This window comes from Sphingomonas sp. GM_Shp_1 (assembly GCF_026540895.1).
Classification (GTDB): domain Bacteria; phylum Pseudomonadota; class Alphaproteobacteria; order Sphingomonadales; family Sphingomonadaceae; genus Sphingomonas.
Genome location: NZ_JALNUR010000027.1, coordinates 21,803 through 41,316 on the forward strand (window position 1 = coordinate 21,803; position 19,514 = coordinate 41,316).

Annotated in this window: 18 protein-coding genes; 2 read left to right on the forward strand and 16 right to left on the reverse strand. The window is 67.3% G+C overall.

What is annotated here, in order from left to right; all coding sequences use genetic code 11:
* Window positions 1–92 precede the first annotated feature (92 nt).
* From OXQ33_RS13255 to OXQ33_RS13280, 6 genes are all read right to left on the reverse strand, one after another.
* Entirely contained in the window at window positions 93–686 is a 594-nt protein-coding gene (locus OXQ33_RS13255) for a GspH/FimT family pseudopilin (protein ID WP_346015354.1), read from the reverse strand.
* Window positions 683–1,138: a type II secretion system major pseudopilin GspG gene (gene gspG / locus OXQ33_RS13260; protein ID WP_267435168.1), complete on the reverse strand. Its 456-nt coding sequence runs from the start codon at window positions 1,136–1,138 to the stop codon at window positions 683–685. The genes OXQ33_RS13255 and gspG overlap by 4 nt, the downstream gene beginning before the upstream one ends.
* 12 nt (window positions 1,139–1,150) lie before the next feature.
* Window positions 1,151–2,374, reverse strand: coding sequence for a type II secretion system inner membrane protein GspF (gene gspF / locus OXQ33_RS13265; RefSeq protein WP_267435170.1), 1,224 nt, complete (start codon window positions 2,372–2,374; stop codon window positions 1,151–1,153).
* A 324-nt stretch (window positions 2,375–2,698) separates the two neighbouring features.
* Window positions 2,699–4,186 (reverse strand): type II secretion system ATPase GspE, encoded by a 1,488-nt coding sequence (gspE, locus tag OXQ33_RS13270; RefSeq protein ID WP_267435171.1) that lies wholly within the window; start codon window positions 4,184–4,186, stop codon window positions 2,699–2,701.
* A gap of 118 nt (window positions 4,187–4,304) precedes the next feature.
* Complete coding sequence (gene gspD, locus OXQ33_RS13275; protein WP_267435173.1) at window positions 4,305–6,533, reverse strand: type II secretion system secretin GspD; 2,229 nt, start codon at window positions 6,531–6,533, stop codon at window positions 4,305–4,307.
* On the reverse strand, window positions 6,530–7,372 hold the full coding sequence (locus OXQ33_RS13280) for a type II secretion system protein N (RefSeq protein ID WP_267435174.1): 843 nt from the start codon (window positions 7,370–7,372) through the stop codon (window positions 6,530–6,532). Before OXQ33_RS13280 ends, gspD begins: the two co-directional genes overlap by 4 nt.
* A gap of 94 nt (window positions 7,373–7,466) precedes the next feature.
* On the opposite strand from OXQ33_RS13280, the gene OXQ33_RS13285 reads away from it, so the two are divergent.
* Entirely contained in the window at window positions 7,467–8,150 is a 684-nt protein-coding gene (locus OXQ33_RS13285; protein WP_267435175.1) for a 2OG-Fe(II) oxygenase, read from the forward strand.
* 249 nt (window positions 8,151–8,399) lie between these two features.
* Here the strand turns inward: OXQ33_RS13285 and OXQ33_RS13290 are convergent, their stop codons facing one another.
* The 9 genes from OXQ33_RS13290 to OXQ33_RS13330 form a co-directional block, all read right to left on the reverse strand.
* Entirely contained in the window at window positions 8,400–11,240 is a 2,841-nt protein-coding gene (locus tag OXQ33_RS13290) for a TonB-dependent receptor (protein ID WP_267435176.1), read from the reverse strand.
* 112 nt (window positions 11,241–11,352) lie between these two features.
* Complete coding sequence (locus tag OXQ33_RS13295) at window positions 11,353–12,999, reverse strand: hypothetical protein (RefSeq protein WP_267435177.1); 1,647 nt, start codon at window positions 12,997–12,999, stop codon at window positions 11,353–11,355.
* 590 nt (window positions 13,000–13,589) lie between these two features.
* Window positions 13,590–13,751, reverse strand: a complete 162-nt coding sequence (locus OXQ33_RS13300; protein WP_267435178.1) for a hypothetical protein — start codon at window positions 13,749–13,751, stop codon at window positions 13,590–13,592.
* Between the two features lie 93 nt (window positions 13,752–13,844).
* Complete coding sequence (locus tag OXQ33_RS13305) at window positions 13,845–14,213, reverse strand: DUF4440 domain-containing protein (protein WP_267435179.1); 369 nt, start codon at window positions 14,211–14,213, stop codon at window positions 13,845–13,847.
* A gap of 34 nt (window positions 14,214–14,247) precedes the next feature.
* Complete coding sequence (locus OXQ33_RS13310) at window positions 14,248–14,412, reverse strand: hypothetical protein (protein ID WP_267435180.1); 165 nt, start codon at window positions 14,410–14,412, stop codon at window positions 14,248–14,250.
* A 104-nt stretch (window positions 14,413–14,516) separates the two neighbouring features.
* Complete coding sequence (locus OXQ33_RS13315) at window positions 14,517–14,756, reverse strand: hypothetical protein (protein WP_267435181.1); 240 nt, start codon at window positions 14,754–14,756, stop codon at window positions 14,517–14,519.
* Window positions 14,757–14,798: 42 nt separating this feature from the next.
* Entirely contained in the window at window positions 14,799–14,981 is a 183-nt protein-coding gene (locus OXQ33_RS13320; protein WP_267435182.1) for a hypothetical protein, read from the reverse strand.
* Between the two features lie 23 nt (window positions 14,982–15,004).
* Window positions 15,005–15,505, reverse strand: coding sequence for a metallophosphoesterase family protein (locus OXQ33_RS13325; protein WP_267435183.1), 501 nt, complete (start codon window positions 15,503–15,505; stop codon window positions 15,005–15,007).
* Entirely contained in the window at window positions 15,502–16,593 is a 1,092-nt protein-coding gene (locus tag OXQ33_RS13330; protein ID WP_267435184.1) for a spore photoproduct lyase family protein, read from the reverse strand. The genes OXQ33_RS13325 and OXQ33_RS13330 overlap by 4 nt, the downstream gene beginning before the upstream one ends.
* A gap of 103 nt (window positions 16,594–16,696) precedes the next feature.
* Between OXQ33_RS13330 and OXQ33_RS13335 the strand changes: the two genes are divergently transcribed.
* Window positions 16,697–17,566, forward strand: a complete 870-nt coding sequence (locus OXQ33_RS13335) for a type 1 glutamine amidotransferase (protein WP_267435185.1) — start codon at window positions 16,697–16,699, stop codon at window positions 17,564–17,566.
* Window positions 17,567–17,573: 7 nt separating this feature from the next.
* On the opposite strand, the gene OXQ33_RS13340 is transcribed toward OXQ33_RS13335, so the two are convergent.
* Complete coding sequence (locus OXQ33_RS13340; RefSeq protein ID WP_267435186.1) at window positions 17,574–19,481, reverse strand: BCCT family transporter; 1,908 nt, start codon at window positions 19,479–19,481, stop codon at window positions 17,574–17,576.
* Between the last annotated feature and the right edge of the window lie 33 nt (window positions 19,482–19,514).

The window sequence follows — 19,514 nt, forward strand, 5'->3', positions numbered from 1 at the left end:
GGATAGCCGCAAGGAATGCCCCATGAGGAAGCCCCCCTCCGTCAGGCCTCCGGCCTGCCACCTCCCCGTGCCGGGGAGGAGCTTCGCGCGCCTCACCCATCGACCCGCACCGTACCGTCCGCGCCGATCCGCACGATGCTGCTGGCACGCTCGCGGGTCAGGCGGAGTTCGACCGGGCGGTCGGCCAGCCCGGTCACGTCGAAAGTGATCCGCACCCGCCCGCTGGCATCGGGGATCATCGCCTGGGTGCCGTCCTCCCACTGGGCGACGCGCAGGGGCTTGGCGGTCATCGGGCTCCACGCGCCGCCCGCCCGCTGGTCGAAGCCATAGCCGCCGCGCGTCACCCAGATGCTGACCGGCGACGCCTCGACCACCGCCACGTCATGCGCGGCGCGGACGCGCGCGGCGAAGCGAAGGGCTTCGTCGGTCACCCGGCCCCGCCGGTCGGGCAGCGACCAGACGGCGATCGCGGAGGCCAGACCGATCACGGTGATGACGACCATCAGTTCGACCAGGGTGAAGCCCTTTTCCCGCCCTCCGTTCGCACTGAGCGAAGTCGAAGTGCACGGGGTGACGGCTCCGCGTGGCCTTCGACTTCGCCCAGGCTGAACCGAGGGTGGGGAGAATACCCCAGGCAGGCCCCGCCCGCCGCCGTCACCGGCATCCAGGCAGGGCCCCGTGCTCACTTATCCCAGTTGCCGATATCGGCGTTGATCCCCTCGCCGCCTTCCTTGCCGTCGGCGCCGTAGGTCCAGACATCCGCCTCGCCATGCTGGCCGGGCGCGGCATAGAGATACGGACGGCCCCAGGGATCGTCGGGCAGCTTCTTCAGATACCCGCCCTTCTGGTAACGCGACGGATCGGCCAGCCCGGCGGGCATCGACACCAGCGCCTGCAACCCCTGCGACGTCGTCGGGAAGGTCAGGTTCTGGAGCTTGTACATCTCCAGGCCGCCCTCGATCTGCGCGATGTCGGCCTTGGCCTTCTGCACCCGCGCGGTGTCGCCCGAGGGCAGCACGTTCAGCGCGACGATGGTGGCGAGCAGGCCGATGATGACGATCACTACCATCAGCTCCACCAGTGTGAAGCCGTTGGCGGGCCGCTTGCGACGGATCGGACGGCGATTTTGGGTACGCATCAACATGTCCTCTTATTGACCGGCCAGCGTGTTAAGCTGGAGGATCGGCAGCAGGATGGATAGCACGATCGTCGCGACCACGCCGCCCATCACGACGATGATCGCGGGTTCGAGCAGCGAGAGCGCGGTGGCGGTGAAGCGGTCGAACTCGCGCTCCAGATAATCGGCGGCGCGCTCCAGCATCTCGTCCAGCCGCCCCGCCGCCTCGCCGCTCGCCGCCAGATAGGTGAGCAGCGGCGGAAACACCCCCGCCCGCCGCATCGCCGCCGAAAGGCTGCCACCGCCCCGGATCGCATCGACGATGGCGTCGGAGGCGACTCGCAACCGGCGATTGTGGATCGTGCCCGCCGTCAGGGTCAGCCCTTCGAGCAGCGGCAACCGGCTGGCGACCATCGTGCCGAGCGTCCGCGCCATCCGCGCGGCGTGCAGATCGCGCAACAAGCGGCCGAGCAAAGGCAGCTTCAGCAGCCAGGTATCGAAGGACAGTCGGATCGCCGGCACCTTGAGCGCTCGCCAGAAACCGACGCCGACTAGTGCCGCCAGCCCCGCCATCAGCCACCACCAACCGACCAGCAGGTCCGACACGGTGATCACCATCCGCGTCAGCAAGGGCAGCTCCTGCCCGACCGTGTCGAACTGTTCGACCACCTGCGGCACGACGAACATCATCAGCGCGGTGACGACGCCCATCGCGACCACCGCCAGGATCGTCGGATAGGCAAGCGCGGTGATCAGCTTGCCGCGAATCTCCGCCTGCCGCTCCAGAAGGGCGGCGAGGCGCTCCAGGATGGTCGGCAATGTCCCCGAACTCTCCCCCGCCGCGACCATCGCGCGGTAGAGCGGGGGGAAGCTCTTCGGCTCGCGCGCCATGGCGTCGGCGAGGCGGCGGCCCTCGGTCACGCCCTGATGCACCGTCGCGACGATGGCGCGCACCCGCTCCTGCTCGGTCTGGCGGGTGATGGTCCGCAGGCTCTCCTCCAGTGGCGAGACGCGGTTGAGCGTCGCCAGCTGGCGGGTGAACAGCGTCAGTTGCTTGACCGACATGCGCGCGCGGCCGAGCTTCAGCCCGAAGAGCGGGCGTCGCTCGGCGGTGTCGCCGCTGCCCGGCTTGACCGAGACGACATAGAGACGCTGCTTCTCCAGCGCGGCGCGGGCGGCGTCGCTGGTCTCGGCGGGGATGAAGCCGCGCTTCTCGGCACCCTTGGTGTCGATGGCGACATAGTCGAACCCGGCCATCTCAGCGCCCCATCTTCACCGCCCCGGCGAAGGCCTGGGACAAATTGGGTTCACGCGAAGCCGCGAAGGCGCGAAGGAGAAAAGAATGATGTTCGCGCGGAGGCGCGGAGGACGCAGAGAGGGTGCGCCTGCCGCTCCAGCGGCCTTCCTCTCTCGGCCGGTGGAAGATGCTGTTCGCTGCCGCGGGCCAGACACCTCCGCGTTCTCCGCGCCTCCGCGCGAACAAAAAATCTCCTCTTCGCGCCTTCGCGGCTTCGCGTGAACACAACTGAACCCCGACCCTAGCCGAAGTGGTGCAAGCTATGGAAAGCGCGTGCACCACCCTCACCCCGCGTCGGAATCACGGCGGGACACGCGGATGGCTTCCTCCGCCGTCGTCACCCCGTCCAGCACCAGCCCACGCGCCGCCATGGCCAGCGTCGGCTGCCGGGCGAAGGCATGCGCGGCGATCGCCTGTTCATCGCCGCCTTCGTTGACCAGCCGCCGGATCGTGTCGTCGACCCGCACCGCCTCATATACGCCGGTCCGCCCCTTATAGCCGGTGCCGTTGCACTGCGGACAGCCGACCGCCTCGTACACGATCGCCTTGTTCTCGATGCCGAGCAAGGGCGCGACGGTATGCTTGGCCTTCACCGGCCGCTTGCACGCCGGGCACAGCCGCCGCACCAGCCGCTGCGCGATGACCGCGCGCAGGGTCGAGGCGAGCAGGAACGGCTCGACCTTCATGTCCCGCATCCGGGTGATCGCGCCCACCGCATCGTTGGTATGGACGGTCGACAGCACGAGGTGGCCGGTCAGCGAGGCCTGGACCGCGATCTCGGCGGTCTCGCGGTCGCGGATTTCGCCGACCATCACCACGTCCGGGTCCTGGCGCAGGATCGCGCGCAAACCGGCGGCGAAGGTCAGGCCGACCTTGGCGTTCACCTGGGTCTGCCCCACCCCCTCGACCGCATATTCGACCGGGTCCTCGACGGTCAGGATATTGCGGCTGCCATCGTTCAGCAGGCGCAGCGCGGCATAAAGGCTCGTGGTCTTGCCCGATCCGGTCGGGCCGGTGACCAGGATGATGCCATTGGGCTCGCTGAGCGCCTCGCGCAGCAGCGCGTACATGGCCGGGTTCATGCCCAGCGCGTCGAGGTCGATGCCCGCATTCTCCTTGTCGAGGATACGCAGCACCACCCGCTCGCCCGCCCGGCTGGGCAAAGTCGAGACGCGCACGTCGAGCAGCTTGCCGCCCAGGGTCAGCGCCATGCGCCCGTCCTGCGGCACCCGCCGCTCGGCAATGTCGAGCCGGGCCATGACCTTGATGCGGCTGACCACCACCGGTGCGACATGCGGCGGCATCCGCAAGGTCTCGCGCAGCACGCCGTCGATGCGCATTCGCACGACGAGGCCGGTCTCGTACGGCTCGATATGGATGTCCGACACGCCGTTGCGCGCCGCGTCGGCGATGATGCCGTTGATCAGCCGGATCGCGGGCGCGTCGTCGGCGGTGTCGAGCAGATCCTCGGCGGTCGGGATGCCGTCGGCGAGCATGTCGAGTTCGTCGCCCATGCCCACCGCCGCGATCGCGGTTGCCTGTCCGTCCATCGCATAGGCATCGGACAAAAGGCGGTCGAAGGCGGGCGCCTCGACACGCGTGATCGCGAAGGGACGCCCGATATGGCGACGCAACTCGATCAGCGCGCGCGGGTCGGCGCCTTCGCGAAGGGCTATGGTCAGCGGGTCGGCGGTGTGAACGACCGTGCCGAACTTGCGCGCGAAGCCATAGGGGATGGTCAGGGGGGCGACCAGTTCCAGCGTTTCGGGCACATCATCGGGAGCTGGAAGCGGGAGAGCGGCGGGCCCTCCCCCATCCCCCCCCGCCTGCGGGAGGGGCGTGCCCAGTGGCAGGGGGACCGTATCACCCGTGGGGAGGGGCAGCGGCTCGTCAGTCACGGCGCTTGATCGGTTCGACCGGCTTGGCGACGGGGACCGCGATGCGCGGGTCCTCGATATTGCCGGGCATCGGCGCGTGCGGGATCGGCGGCGCGGCGTTCATGTAATCGCGCACCAGCTCGTCGATGGAGGGCTCGACACCCGGCTGGGCATAGCCCTGGAGCTGACGGAGATAACCGTAACGCTGTTCGGTGACGCGGCGGCTGTCCTCGGGCGTGCGCAAGATGGTCGGGCGGATGAAGACCATCAGGTTCGTCTTCGACCGGCTGCGCGCCTTGGACCGGAACAGCGCCCCCAGGCCGGGAATGTCGCCGAGCAGCGGGATCTTCTCGATGGTGCGACGCTCATTGTCATCGAGCAGACCGCCGATGACCGTGATCTGGCCATCGTCGGGGGTGAAGACATTCTCGAAAGCGCGCTTGTTGAGGATCAGTTCGCTGTTGTTGCTCGACACCGGCCCCGCGATCGAGCTGACTTCGAGGCGGACATAGAGTTTCAGCGAACCGCCCGCATTGACCTGCGGCTTCACGTCGAGCTGGATGCCGACATTCTGGCGCTGCACGGTGCGGAAGGCATTGTCGAAATTGTTCGACAGCGCCTGGCCGGTGGTGACCGGGATTTCCTGACCCACCAGGCTGTGCGCCTGCTGATTGTCCAGCGTGATGATGTGCGGCACTTGCAGCAGGTTCGACGTGGTGTCGCTCTTCACCGCGTTGATGATCGCGCCGAACACCGTATCGCCGATCTGCCCGCCCCAGCCTGCAAAGCCCCCGGTGGTGCCCAGGATCGACTGAACCGCCGACTGGGTGAGCTGGTTATAGGCCTGGTTGGGGACGTTGGTTTCGGTCCGCGTCCCGTCCGGCGCGGTGACGATGGTGCGGGTGCCGCCGATCGTCTGCGCGCCCACCGCGCCCGCGATCTGGAGGATATTGGGCGCGGTATTGCCATAGGTCGAGGCGGCGAACGCCCCACCCGACAGGCTGCCGAGCAGGAACTGCGCGCCCAGCCGCCGCGCGGTCTGGTCGGAGACTTCGGCGACGATCGCTTCGATCAGCACCTGTTCGCGGCGCACGTCGAGTTGGCGGATCACCTCGCCGATCTGGCGCTGGATATCGGCGGGCCCCGCGATGACGATGGCATTCGCGCCGGTGAAGCGGGTGACGACCGCCGCCGTCCGCCCCCCTTGCGTGCTGATCGCGGGCTGCTGGCCGTTCTGGCCGCCCGCGCCGGGGGCGCTCGCCGCCTGGGCTTGCGCGACGGGCTGGATACGCTGGGCGATCGAGGTGCCCGCCGCCGAGCCCGACTGGTTGTTGGTCTGGGTGAAGCTGCCCCGCGACAGAGTGGTTTCCTGTACCGGATCGGGCTGTTGCCCGACCAGTTGCTGGAGCACGGGTAGAAGCTGCTCGGCATCGGCATTTTGCAGGAAGACGACGCGGATCTCGGTGCCGCTCTTGGCCTTGTTGTCCAGGTCGAGCGCGATCTGGGCGAAGCGTGCGACGCTCGACGGATCACCGCGCAGCGCGATCGAGTTGGAGCTGTCGATCGCGACCACCGACACGCCGGTGCCGCCGGGGGCCGCCCCGCCGCCCTGCCCGGCTCCACCGCTGCCGCCACCTGCCAGAGTCTGAAGCGCGGTCGCGATCTCGCGCGCGCCCGCATTGCGGAGAGCGATGACGCGGGTCGAGGCATTGTCGGCGTCGATCCGGCGGACGACCTCGCGGATGCGGCGGATATTGTCGGCGAAGTCGACCACGACCAGGCTGTTGCCCGCGCGATTGGCGGTCACCGATCCTTGCGCGCTGACCAGCGGGCGCACCGTCTCCAAAGCGCTCGGCGCGTCGATGGCGCGCAGGCGGATGATCTCGGTGACATAGGCGTTGCGGTTCGCGCCCGCCGACCCGATCCGGCTGGGCTGCGATGCGGCATTGTCGACCGGCTGCACCCGGAACGCCCCGCCCGAGGTCGGCACCGCGACCAGCCCGTTAGAGCGCAGCGTCGACAGGAAAATCTCGAAATATTCGGACCTGGACAGTGGCCGGTCGGTCACCACCGTGACCTTGCCGTTGACCCGGCTGTCGATGATGAAGGTCCGCCCCGTCACCTTGGCCGCATCGGCGATGAAGGCGCGGATATCGGCGTCGCGGACATTGAGCGTGGTCTGGGCCTGCGCCCCCGCCGCCAATGCCAGCGCCAGAACCGAACCGAGGACGAGCTTCTTCATGGCCGTGGTGCCGCAATCTGAAGGGAGAGCGGCAGCGTCTGATCGCCCCGCTCGACCGTGATGGAAAGAGAACCGCCCTGTGCGAAATCCGCCGCCAGACGGTCAAGGTCGCTCGCCCCCGTGACGGGTCGCCCGCCGAGTGCGGTGACGATATCGCCCTCGCGAAGCCCCGCCGCCCGGAACGCTGCGCCCGAACCCTGCGGTCGGACGACGAGGCCCGAGACGCGCCCGCCGTCGAGCCGGGGGATGAAGCCGATATCGGTACGCAGCTGCGCGATGGCGACCCCGCCCTGCGGCGGGACCGGGCCGGACAGCGGCACGGACGGACCGCCGGGGGCCGGTGCCGGTGTCGTCGTGGCCGGGGCGTCCGACTGATCGAGATACAGATCCTCGGAACGGCCGCCGCGATCGATGGTGATATGGTCGAACGCCACGGCCTTCAGCATGACGCCGGGCTGGATTTCCTCGCCGACCGATACCGAGCGCTGGACGCCGTCCGGCCCCGCCACGATCGCCGATCCGCGCCCCGACGCCTCGTCGATCCGCGTGCCGAACAAGGTGAGTTGCAGGCTGGTCACGGCGGCGGGCGCGGCCTGTGCCCCCTGGAGACGGAAAAAGGGATCGAAGCCTTCGAGGATCGCGCCGGGCGATCCGGCGACGACGGGCGCGACGGGGCGCCACTCACCCAGGGGCGATATGGGGGTGATGATCACCCAAAGCAGCCGCGCGCCCTGAACGGCGAGCACCGCCATCAGGGCCAGCTCGGCCACCGAATAGACATTCACGACCGGCAGACGCCGCAACAACCGGCGCCCGCGCGCGTCGAGCTTCAACCGCATGAAACCAGACCCCATCCGCTTTTTCGGCCACTAGGCATGGCATGTTACAGTCCCGCGTCAAAGTGCCGAAACATGTTCGTCATATTGGTTTCACATGGACGATCCGATGAACCCCGAATTCGCCGACCCGCCCGCACTGGGCAATGGCCTTGATCCGACGCCGATTATCGCGCGGCTGATCGCCACGCCGGGGGTGCAGCGGCTCCCCAATCCGAAGCTGACGCTGTTCGTGAAGCGCGACGTCCTGCCCCCGACGCTCTGTACGGACCTGATGGCGCGAATCGATGGGGTCCGCCGCCCCTCGACCATCGCCGACGCCAATGGCGACGCCGCCTATCGCACCAGCGAAACCGGCGACCTGCCCGCCGACGATCCGGCGGTGATCGAGACCGAGCGGCGAATCGCCATGCTGACCGGCCTGTCCCCCGATCATGGCGAGCCGATCCAGGGCCAGCGCTATGCCGTGGGGCAGGAGTTCAAGCAGCATACCGATTATTTCGAGCCCGAGGGGCTGGACTATCACCGCTATTGCGCGCTGTCGGGCAACCGGACCTGGACGGTGATGCTGTATCTGAACGCACCGGAAGCGGGCGGCGCGACCCGGTTCAAGGTGGTGGACAAGATCATCCAGCCCGAGCCCGGCAAGATGGTCGCCTGGAGCAACCGCCGCGCGGACGGCTCGCCCAATCCGGCGACGCTGCATCAGGCGATGAAGGTGCGCGCGGGGGTGAAATATGTGATCACCAAATGGTATCGGGAACTGCCCTGGCGGGGATAGCCCTCTTGCCTCCCCCCCTACATCCGTTCGCGCTGAGCGACGTCGAAGTGCACGCCCCGAACCTTGCCACCGGGCGGGATTCCCTTGGCCTTCGACTGCACTCAGGCTGAACGGAGGGTGGGGATAATCCCCGGTCCCAACTTCCGTTCGCGCTGAGCGAAGTCGAAACGCACGCCCCGCCGCTCGCAAAAAAGGGCCGCCGCCCGGACACCCGGACGACGGCCCTTCGCTTGGCAACCCCGGAAAGGATCAGAAGGTCGTGCTGATCCCCAACGAGAAGACACGGCCCAGATTATAGCGGTTCAGATAGACGAACCGGCCATTCCCGAAATCCTGCCGCTCATTGTAGCGGGTGCGCGTCAGGTTGCGGGCCTCGGCCTTCAGCTCGAACTTGCCGCCCGCCAGCTCGAAGCCCTGGCGCGCGACGAGGTCGAGGCGGATGCCCGGAACCTCGACGATATCCGGCTGGAAGCCGGTGCCCGACAGGTTGGACGGACCGCGATTGGTCACGCGGTTGCTGGCATAGTTGAACAGCAGGGTGACCTGCGACAGCGCCGCGGTATCCTCGATGCCCAGTTGCAGGTTGACCAGGTGGTCCGACTGGCCGGTCAGCGACGCGCCGTCGCGGAACAGCAGCCGCGCCGGGCCGAAGCCCGAGGCGCAGCCCGCCAGACCGGGCGAGCCCTGCGCCGCCGCCGGGTTGGGCACGCAAGTCGCGTCCGCGTTGATCTGCGACTTGGTGTAGGTGTAGTTCGCGATCGCGACGAGGCGGCGCGTGGCGAAGAAATCGCTGCCCAGGCCCGCCAGGGGCACATATTTCTGCAACTCGACTTCCGCGCCGTACAGCTTGGCCGAGGGCAGATAGGTGAAGCCCGTCTGCAACCGGTCGTCCGCGCCGGTGTAGAAGCCGACCTGCTCGATCGGGTTCTTGATCCGCTTGTAGAAGCCCGCCAGCGTGAAGCGCTGGTCGCGCGCATAGAACCATTCATAGCGCGCTTCGAGATTCCACAGCTCGCTGTCGCGCAGGTTCGGGTTACCGAAGAACAGACGGTCCGAGTCCGGGTCGCGGAACTGCTGCGGCGCGAGTTCGCGGAACTGGGGACGCGAGATGGTCTTCGCACCGCTCGCCCGCAATTGCATATCGGCGGCGAAATTCCAGGTCAGCGTGCCCGCCGGCAGGAAATAATCGTTCTTCAACCGCGTCGTCGCGCTCTGCACCGGCGTCACCGTCTCGACGGCGGTTTCGTAGCGGACACCCGCCACCGCGCGCAGCCCGTCCATCACCTCGGCCTCGGCCTGGACGTAACCGGCATGGACGTTCAGCTTGGCGTCGTACGCATAGGCACCCGCCTGGGTCGAGAATTGCAGCTGGAGCGTACACTCCCCCTGCCCGCGCAAGGGGCAGGCGTTGTTGATGACGTCCGGGCTCAGCAGATAGTCGGGGCGATAGAGATTGTACGGGAAGCCCGGAGCGGTACCCGCACCGTCGCTGGTCTGGTAATTGAACTGGATACGGCTCGAATAACGATCCGTGCCTTGGTAGAAATAACCGGTGCTCAGCGTGATCGGGCGGTCGCTGTCGATCTTATAGGAAAGATCGGCCTGGCCGGTCCACAGATTCTCGTTCAGTTCCGAGAAGATGATCGAGGCGAAGGGGGTGAAGCGCTGCGTCACCTGATAGGCGCCGTTGCACTGGAACCCGCCCGCACCGTTCGCGCCGTCATAGCTGATGGGCAGGCCGTTGCTGGTCCGCGCCGAGCATAGATAGTCGAACTGGCGCTCATAGGGGGCGTTGCGCTTGGAGTTGGCGAAGGCGCCGCGCGCGTCGAACTTCAACGCGTCGGTCAGCTTGAACTCGCCGACCAGCTGGCTTTCGATCAGCTGACGCTCGAACCAGTTCGTGTTCTGCTGGAAGCGAAGGCCGCTGGCGTTGTTGTAGACTTCCGCCGCCGATCCGCGACCCTGCTTCAGCGTGTCGTGGATATAGACGTTGGTCCAGCGCACCGTGTTGTCGCCGAACTCATAGCCAAGGCCGACCAGCGCGTTGGCGACGATGCGGTTGTCGGTCAGCAGGGTGCGGAAATCGTTGCGGATCGTGCCGTCCTGCGACACCGAGTCCTGCTGGATCGCCGAGCGGGTGCGGAAGGTGTTGGAGAGGCTGAGCGACGAGATCACGCCCAGCCGGTCGCTGCCGATGTCGAACACCGAGCCTGCGGACAGCTCGCCCGACCAGTTGGCGGGCAGCTGGTTGTTGCGCTGGAGCAACGTGGTCGAGGCATTGGACAGCTGCGCCACCTGCGCGGCGGGAACGATGCCCGAGCCCTTGCCCGCCTGCACGTCGCGCACGAACTGCGGCACGCCGCGCGTACCGTCGTCGAAGCCGATCCAGTCGGCATCGCCGCCGCGATAGGTATAGCCCAGCTCGCTGGTCGTCGCATCGTCGGCGGAGATGGTCGCGCCGCCCGAGATGAAGCTCTTGTTTGGGATCGCCTTGGTCGTCAGGTTGATGACGCCGCCGCCGAACTCGCCCGGATAATTGACCGAATAGGTCTTCTGGACCAGCGCCGATCCGACGATGGTGGTCGGGAAGATGTCGAGCGGGACCGAGCGGCGCAGCGGCTCGGGGCTGGGCAGCGGCGAGCCGTTGAGCAGCGACGAGGAATAGCGGTCGCCGAGACCCCGGACATAGACGAAGCCGCCGCCCACGACCGACAGGCCGGTGACGCGGGTCAGCGCGCCCGCGATATCGCCTTCACCCGTGCGCGCGATATCGGCGGCGGACAGGACCGAGACGATCTGCGGCGTGGCGCGGATCGTGTTGGGGATGTTGCGGCCGACGACCACGATCTCGCTGCTGGACGACGCATCGACGCCGGGGGCGGAGATTTCCACCGGTTCGTCGGTCGACTGGCCGTCCTGGCCGGTCGGGGTCTGGCTTTGCGGAGTGGCCTGCCCGTCGGGGCTGGTCGCGGTGGTGCTGGTCTGCGCGGGCGCAGGCGTCGCCCCGCCCGTCGTCTGCGCGAGCAGAGCGGGCGCGACAAGCTGCGAGGTCAGCAGAAGGAGGGAGGCATAAGCGAGGCGTCGCTGCATGGCCGGGTCTTCCCGTATGAATAGCTTATGGAGGAAAGCCGGGGCGGCGATGATCGCCACCCCGGCCTGCCGAGAGCGCCCGATCAGGTCCGGGCGCATGGTCAGCGGGGCCTTAGCGGCCGTTGCAGCTGAAATAGACCGAGGTGAAGACCGGCGGACCCTGATCCTGAAGGTCGGCATTGGCGGCGCGGATGGTGGTGCGATCGGCACCCGAACCGGCGCCCGCGATCAGGTTGACGCAGGCCACGCCGCTCTGCGTCGACTTCACGATGCCGTTGATGAAGGTCATGTCGGCACCACCGCGCAGGCGGATCGCGGCGGGCGCGGTCGCGGTCTGGACGAAGGTGAAGTTGGCGTAGCGGCCGAAGGTGCGCGGCAGCAGGTCTTCGGCATTGTTCGAGTCGATCTCGGTCGAGAAGCTGTCCGCCGTCGCGCCGATGGTGCGCTGTGCCGCGACCAGGAACTGCATGAAGCCGCGATAGCCGTTGTCGATGTCGAAGCCATCATCGTCCGCGCCGGTGATCGCGATATACTTCAGGTTCGAGGTGCCGCCGAAGATCTCGATGCCGTCATCGGCCGAGTTGTGGCTCTGGATATGATCCAGAACCGTGCCCGAACCGGTACCGCCCAGCGTCAGGCCCTGAAGCTCGTTGCCGTCCGAGATGGCGATACCCGAATAACGGATCTGGACATAGGACATCTGGCCCGAGGAGTCGGCCTGGTTCGCACCGCCATAGAAGCGGCCGGTCACGCCCTCGATCGCCAGCTGGCAGGTGGTCGAGGTGCCGCCCGCATTGTTCGGGCCGGTGCCGGTGGCGCAGACGGCGGTCGGCGCGCGGCCGAGCAGGATGATGCCGCCCCACTGGCCTTGGCTGGCGTCCGACACGCCGTTGCTGACCAGATTCTGCTGCGAGGTGAAGATGATCGGCGCGTCGCGGGTGCCGACGGCCGAGATCTTCGATCCGCGATTGACGAGCAGCAGGTCGTTGGTCGCCTCGGACGAGTCGGCCGCGATCACCACGCCCGGCGCGATGGTCAGCGTCACACCGGCGCCGCCGGTCGAACCCAGGTCGGTGCCGACCTCGGTCTGGCCGCGCAGGCGGTAGACCACGCCCGCGATCTTCGGCAGCGTCACGTTCTGGGTGGTGGTGATCGTGTTGTCGATGCGGCAGAAACGATAGGAGGGCGCCGACGCGCCGCTCGGCGTGACCGTGCCGTCGTCGATCGTGCCGGTCGGGCAGACCGAGGTCGCGGCGGCATAGGTGCCGATCGAGGGAACCGCGGTACAGCGCGCGCCCGAGCCGCCGAATTCGGCCGAGGTCGAGTTACAGGTCCAACCCTGGAACGCGGTGTCCGACGGGCCGTTGAGCGCGCCGACATAGTTGGTCGAGGTGAAGAAGCTGTTCAGCGTCGAGGGGTCCGTCGCGGTGGTCAGCGAGGTGGCGCTGGTCGGGTAGATGCCGTTCAGCGCGGCGCCGGTGCCGTTGACGTTGTTGTTGGTGCCCGCATTGACGAGCGCCAGTTGCTCGTCGGCGGTGATCGACACACCGTTGACCGCGGTCACGGCGGCGAACTGCGCGGCGGTGATGTTGGCGGTCGGCGTCGGAGTGGGCGACGGGGTCGGCGTCGGCTGGGGCTGGACGATCACGACACTGCCCGCGCCGGGCGACGCGACGCTGTCGGCACCGCCGCACGCGCTGAGTGCCGCACAGGCCGAGGTCGTCATGAGAAGGAGGCCGAAGCGCTTGAAGCTGCCCATCGCCGAAAAACTCCCGATCTTTATCGTTGCAAAAGCCGGGCGAACGCCGCCCGATGACCGACTCAAGACAAGTCCCCCTGTCGATCCCGGACCGGGCGTTAGGCGCGTCTCATGACGCCAAGATGCATTTTGGAAGAATCTTTTGTGACATATCGGCGTCGTTTCGATGACACGACACGGGCGAGCACAGGGCCGCAGGAATATTTCCGCCCCACGATCCAACCATGGCAGCTTTTTCGGCGAAAGGTCGTTAGAAGGGGGTGAGGTCGAGCTTCCGCACGTCCTTGGCGCCCCGTCCATCATCGTGTCACTACGGACTGGACGGGGCGTCTCTCATGCACCGGCCCGCTTCATGTCCCCAGGTGTCCGCCCCATTCCTCGCCCGCAAGCAGAGGTAAAGCGATACTACGGCTGATCGACATCCCATTCCTCCCCTTGCAGGGGAGGTGGCAGGCCGTCAGGCCTGACGGAGGGGTGTCGCGCTCTTGAGACGGGGGACACCCCTCCACCATGCTGCGCATGGTCCCCCCTCCCCTTGCAGGGGAGGAATGATGCCCCTTCCGCCTGAATGAAGATCGGGCTGCGCTTGCTTATGTCAGCGAGGATTTGCGCTTCGGCGCATCCCGCCCCTCGCTGCTCCCCTGCCCGCGGTCGAGCGTATCGCTGGGGCGGCGGGCGTCGCCATCCTTCTGATGCTCGGTCGACAGATTGGGGTCGCGGGTTTCGGTGGTGGGTTTGATCGGGTCGGTCATGGCGTCTCTCCTGACCGACCCAATGCACGCGGCACCTCGGACGTTCCGCATGCCAAGGGGTCGGAGCATGGCGGCCCCGATCCCATCGCGTCATCAATCCCTGGTCAGCGCCTTGGCCAGCAGCGGCGTCTGCTGATGCTGGACGACGCGCCAGACTTCATGTTCCAGGCGCCGGATGACGGAGGTGCAATGCGCCTGATATTCCTCCTCGCCCCGGCTGGCCGCGACATGATAGCCGATGACGATCAGCCCCTCCTGCGGGCGGGACACTTGACGTTCGGTCAGTTCGGCACGGTCCCAGACGGGGGTATCGGCCACCGCGTCGATCGCGGCGCTGCCGGCCAGGACGAAGGGCGGGCGCGGCAGCACCATGACCACTTCGGGATCGACCTTTTCCCGGTAATTGTCGGGCCCTTCCGTCCAGAGGCTTTCCTCGAAGCTCCAAAGGCGTTCGTCTTCCATCCTGTCTGCTCCCGGTGTGAAATGGGGTTGGGCGTCAGGCGAAATCGCCCAGATCGGCGGCCTCGTCCTCGGCCCGCTTGGCGATGGTCGCATCGGCGGGCGGGGCCCGGTCCGTGGCCGCCGCGTCCGCCTTGGCCGCCGCCTCGTCATCCTGCAGGATGGCGGGCGGATGGGGGACGGGGCTGGGCGTATCGGACATGCGGGCTCCACTGGCTTGGCGTCGGCCATGCACAGAACGTCCCGCAACGCCGCCGGAGCCGTGCCCAGCGACGGAATATATTTCAGGTCAATCCTGGGAGCCGGTCAGCCCTTGGCCGTCACCGGCACCGAAGCCCGTGGCACCGGGGGCGGTGCCGCACTTCGCTGCCCCGCCCCGTCATGCCGCGTGGCGTGGAGGTGGCGCAGGATCAGTGCGAGATCGTCTTCGCTGAGGTCGGAGGCGGGATCGATCGTCACGCCCTGCGGCAGGGTCTCGACCCAGGCCGCCAGGCGGTTGCACGCCGCACCCAGGGCGGGATCGGAACTGTCGTCGAAAGCGGCCATCGCGTCAGCCTATCCCATGGCCCGAAGCACGCAAGACCCGCGTCACAGCGAAATCCCCCGCTTCGCCATCTCGGCAAAGGCCATGTCGCCCAGCGGCGAGCGCGGATCGCGGTTGAAGATATCGGCCAGGTCGAGCAGATCCTCGTTGCTCAAGGCGGTGATCGACGCCTCGATCAGGGCCACCGTTTTTGCGGTCGTGGCCTGACGATCGGCGATGCGTTTCATTCGGGTCTTGAGCATGGCGCTGTCTATTGCACATTTCCTGGCGTTGTCAGAAGTCGTTCGAGCGTGACGGGCATAAAATCATGCGCATCGACGCCGACATCGAACTGGCGGAGCATCGGCTTCAGGCGACCATGGCTATGTCCATGAAGATTGATCGCCCGCCTGTGTTGCCCGTTCCAGCTTCGAAACGGATAATGACACAGGATCAACCTGTGTCCATCCACTTCGATTTCGGCATAATCCCCGGTGCTGGACCAGCCATCGGCGAGGACGGTGGCATCGGGATCGTTATTGCCCCGCAACAGATGCTTGGTGCCGTGAAGCCGCGCCAGCAGATCGGGCACGTCTCCCGCACGGCGCGCGACATCGCCCAGGTGCCAAACCACATCCCCCGGCGCAACGACCGCGTTCCAGCGCGCGATCAACAGCGCGTTCATCTCGGCGACGCTGGCGAAGGGGCGCTTCTGGATATTGATGGTCCGGTGATCGCCGAAATGCGTATCCGCGGTGAAGAAGATCGTCATGTCCAGTACAGGATGCGTGCGGACGGCAGGGCCGATGCGATCCCCTCCTCGAAAAAGCCGCGCAACGCGCGCATCGTGGCCACGTCATAGACCTGTTTTTCGGTGCCGAACTTGGTCCGCTTGGTGACGCGGTTCGTGCCCCCCATGTCGAGCGACGAGCCGGGGTACCAGCTGTCCAGCACCGCCTTCGACCCCGATGTGAAGCGGTGGGTGATCAGCTCGATCGTCAGGTCGAGCCCCGGCACGCCCCGAAGCGCCGCCCCCGCATCGGCGAGCAACTCGCCATAGGCCTGCCGCCAGCCGTCCGCCGCGATGATCGGCGCGATGGTCAGGCCGACGGGATATCCCGCCTCCGCCATCCGCCGCAGCGCCGCCAGCCGCCCGGCGACCGGTGAGGTCCCGCCCTCGAACCGCGCGAACAGGCGCGGGTTGATCGAGGCGCGCATCCGTGTCCGCCGCTGGTGATCGATTCCCAGCAGGGGGCCGACATCCGCGAATTTGGTGGTGAAGCGAAGCTGCACCGGCGCCTCCCAGTCGCCGAACCGGGCGATCGCGGCGGAAAGCGATCCGGTGATCGGCTCCAGCGCGAGCGGATCGGTGTAGCAGGACGCCTCGAACGTCGTCCCCTCATGCACCCGGTCGCGGTTGCGCGAGGTGATCGTCCCCTGCCCCAGATAGGCGGGAAGCCCGTCGAGTATCTCGTCCAGATTGGCATAGACCCGCGTGATCGGCGGCCCCTTCAGCGACCCGGCCAGATAGCAATAGCTGCAATGCGCCGGACAGCCTTCCGCCAGATCGACCCGCCAGTCGGCGCTGGGGGCGATGGGCTGCAACCGGCGTTTCGACGGAGGCGCGACCACCACTGCGAGCGTCGACTTGGCCGCCGCATAGGCGCGGCGCGGATCGTCGGGCAGATCGAGCGCCAGCCGGTCGCCGGGCAGCGCCACGACCTCGACACCCTGCGCCTCGGCCCGTTGGACGATGGCGCGGCCATGCGCGAAGGTCATCGCCGACCGGGTGACCAGCAACCGCCTCGGGCGCCATGCCGCTCTGTCGTCCGTCACCACGGGGTTCGCTGCGCTTGCCATCCCGCCTGAACGATCCACACCGCCGGATGGTCCGCCAAATCGGCGGCGATGCGCACGCAAGACTTTTGATGCCATTTTCGAAACTTACGACATTCGGCGCGTTATGCGGCCTCACCATCGAAAGTCGAGCGTGCCCCATTATCTGATAGCCCAGAGCGAATTGCCGCAGGAACGCGAGGCGCGCCGCCGGCGTGCGGGCAAAAGCTCCGGCGAAACCTATGCCGCCACGCTTGGCCAGATGCGGCCGGGTGCCGAGACCGATATCGTCTCCCCGGCGGACGACGACGCGGCAATGTCGGTCGAGCGGCTGGCGCATTATGATGCGGTGTTCCTGACCGGCTCGCCCATGCATGTCTATGACGACACGCCCGAGGTCCGGCGGCAGCTCGACTTCATGCGGCGCGTCTTCGCGGCGGGGGTGCCATCCTTCGGCTCCTGCGCCGGCCTCCAGATCGCGGTCGCCGCCGCCGGCGGGCAGGTACGCAAGATGCCCGAGCGGATGGAGGCGATGATCGCCCGCCGGATCAGCGCGACGGAGGACGGGCGCTCCCATCCCCTGCTGGCAGGGCGACCGGGCAGCTGGGACGCGCCCGCGATCCATGGCGACGAGGTGCTGGAGCTACCGCCCGGCGCGACCCTGCTGGCCAGCAACGCCGTCACGCGGGTACAGGCCGCGGAAATCCGGTTCGATCGCGGCGTCTTCTGGGGCGTGCAATATCATCCTGAACTGGCGCTGCGCGAAATCGCCGTTGCCGTCGCCGCGCAGGCCGCCGATCTGGTCGAGGCGGGTCTGGCCGATCATGAGGATGAGGTGAAGGCGCGTGCCGCCGACCTGGAGGCGCTGCACGACGCACCGGACAACCGCGCGCTACGCTGGCGGCTGGGGGTGGATGGCGAGTTTGCCGAGGAAGGGCTGCGACGACGCGAGATCGCCAATTTCCTCACCCATCTCCCCCATCTTCGCGCGCGCTGAGCCCCCCTCACCGCCGCTTCCACCGCTCCAACTGGCTCAACACGTCGCTGGCGATCTGCTCGGCGGAGAAACCGGTCACGTCGCGGCCGCCGGGCACCCCGATGGTGCTGGCGGACAGCGTCCAGGTGACGCTGCGCCGTCCCTCGGGCGCGTCCATCGCGGTATAGGCGGCGAGCGGGCGCGATCGGGGCGCGACGCGGTACACCATGACCTGATCCGGCCCGTGCATGATGGTCAGCGAGGCGCTGTCCGCATCATGCTCGACCCGGCTCTCCGCCCAGCCCTCCTGCACCATCGCCTCGCACACCGTGCGGAAGGCGGGGACGGCGTTGTCGTTCATCTGGCGCAGGATCTCCGCCTTGCTGGCGGGGACGAAGAGACGCTTCAGCCGCTCGCCGATCGCCGCACCGTCCTCGGCCAGCGCGACGCCCGCCAGATCGGCATTGGTCTGTCGGATCAACCCGAAGGCGAGCATCAGCATGATGAAGCAGAAGGGCAAGGCCGCCAGCAACGTCGCCGCCTGAAGCGCGCCCAGCCCGCCCGCGACCAGCAGCAGCGCGGCGGTGACGCCTAGCAGGATGCACCAGTACATACGCTGCCAGCGCGGCGTATCCTCTTCCCCGCCCGAGGCCAGCGTATCGATGACCAGCGCTCCCGAATCCGCCGAGGTGATGAAGAACACGCCGACCAGCAGGATGGCGAGCGCCGAGGTGACGCTGGTGGCGGGCAGATATTCGAAGAATTTGAACAGCGCCGTCGACAGGTTCGCCTGCACCGCCCGCGCGATACCGCCCGCCGCGCTGCCCAGGTCGAGCGAGATGGCGGTGTTGCCGAATACCGTCATCCACAAAAAGGTGAAGGCGGTCGGCACGAACAGCACGCCGATGACGAACTCGCGAATCGTCCGCCCGCGCGAGATGCGCGCGATGAACATGCCGACGAACGGCGACCAGGCGATCCACCACGCCCAATAGAAGAGCGTCCAGTCGGCCATCCAGGCGCGCGGCTCATAGGCGTAGAGGGTGAAGGTGCGCTTGACGAAATGGTCGAGGTACAGGCCGAAATTCTGCACCAGCGCGCGCAGCAGGAACAGGGTCGGCCCCACCGCCAGCACGAAGAACATCAGCAGGATGGCGAGGATCAGGTTCAACTCCGACAACCGCCTGATCCCCCGGTCCGCGCCGCTCAGCACCGACAACGTCGCCGCGCCCATGACCAGCGCGATGAGCGCGATCTTGACCGTGATCGTGTCGGGCACCGCATATTCATAGGCCAGCCCCGCCGTCATCTGCGACACGCCGAAGCCCAGCGAGGTCGCGACGCCGAACACCGTGCCGCAGATCGCGAAAATGTCGATCGCGTCGCCGATCGGCCCGGTGATCCGCTTGCCCAATATCGGCGACAGCCCCGACCGCATCGTCAGCGGCAACCCCTTGCGATAGGTGAAATAGGCCAGGCTGATCCCGACCAGCGCATAGATCGCCCAGGCATGGACGCCATAATGGTGGAAGGTGATCGCCATCGCCTCGCGCGCGGCCAGGATGGTGCCGGGCTTCACATCGGGCGGGGCGATATAATGCTGGATCGGCTCGGCCACCGCGAAATACATTAGGCCGATCCCCATGCCCGCCGCGAACAGCATCGCCAGCCACGAGACATAGGGAAAGTCGGGCTCGGCATCGTCCGGCCCCAGCTTCAGCTTGCCCGCCGGGCCGAAGCCCAGCGCCAGCACCACGACCAGGAATATCGCGACCGAGGCGATATAGAACCATCCGAACGTGTCGATGGTCCAGCTTTGCGCGGCCTTGAAGGCATGATCGGCGGTGCCGGGCATCAGCAAGGTCGTGACCAGCATCGCCGCGACGACGCCACTGGCACCCCAGAAGACGCGGGCGTTCATACGAGTTTCCAACATGATGGGATCTTAACCCCGATCAGCGCGAAAAGC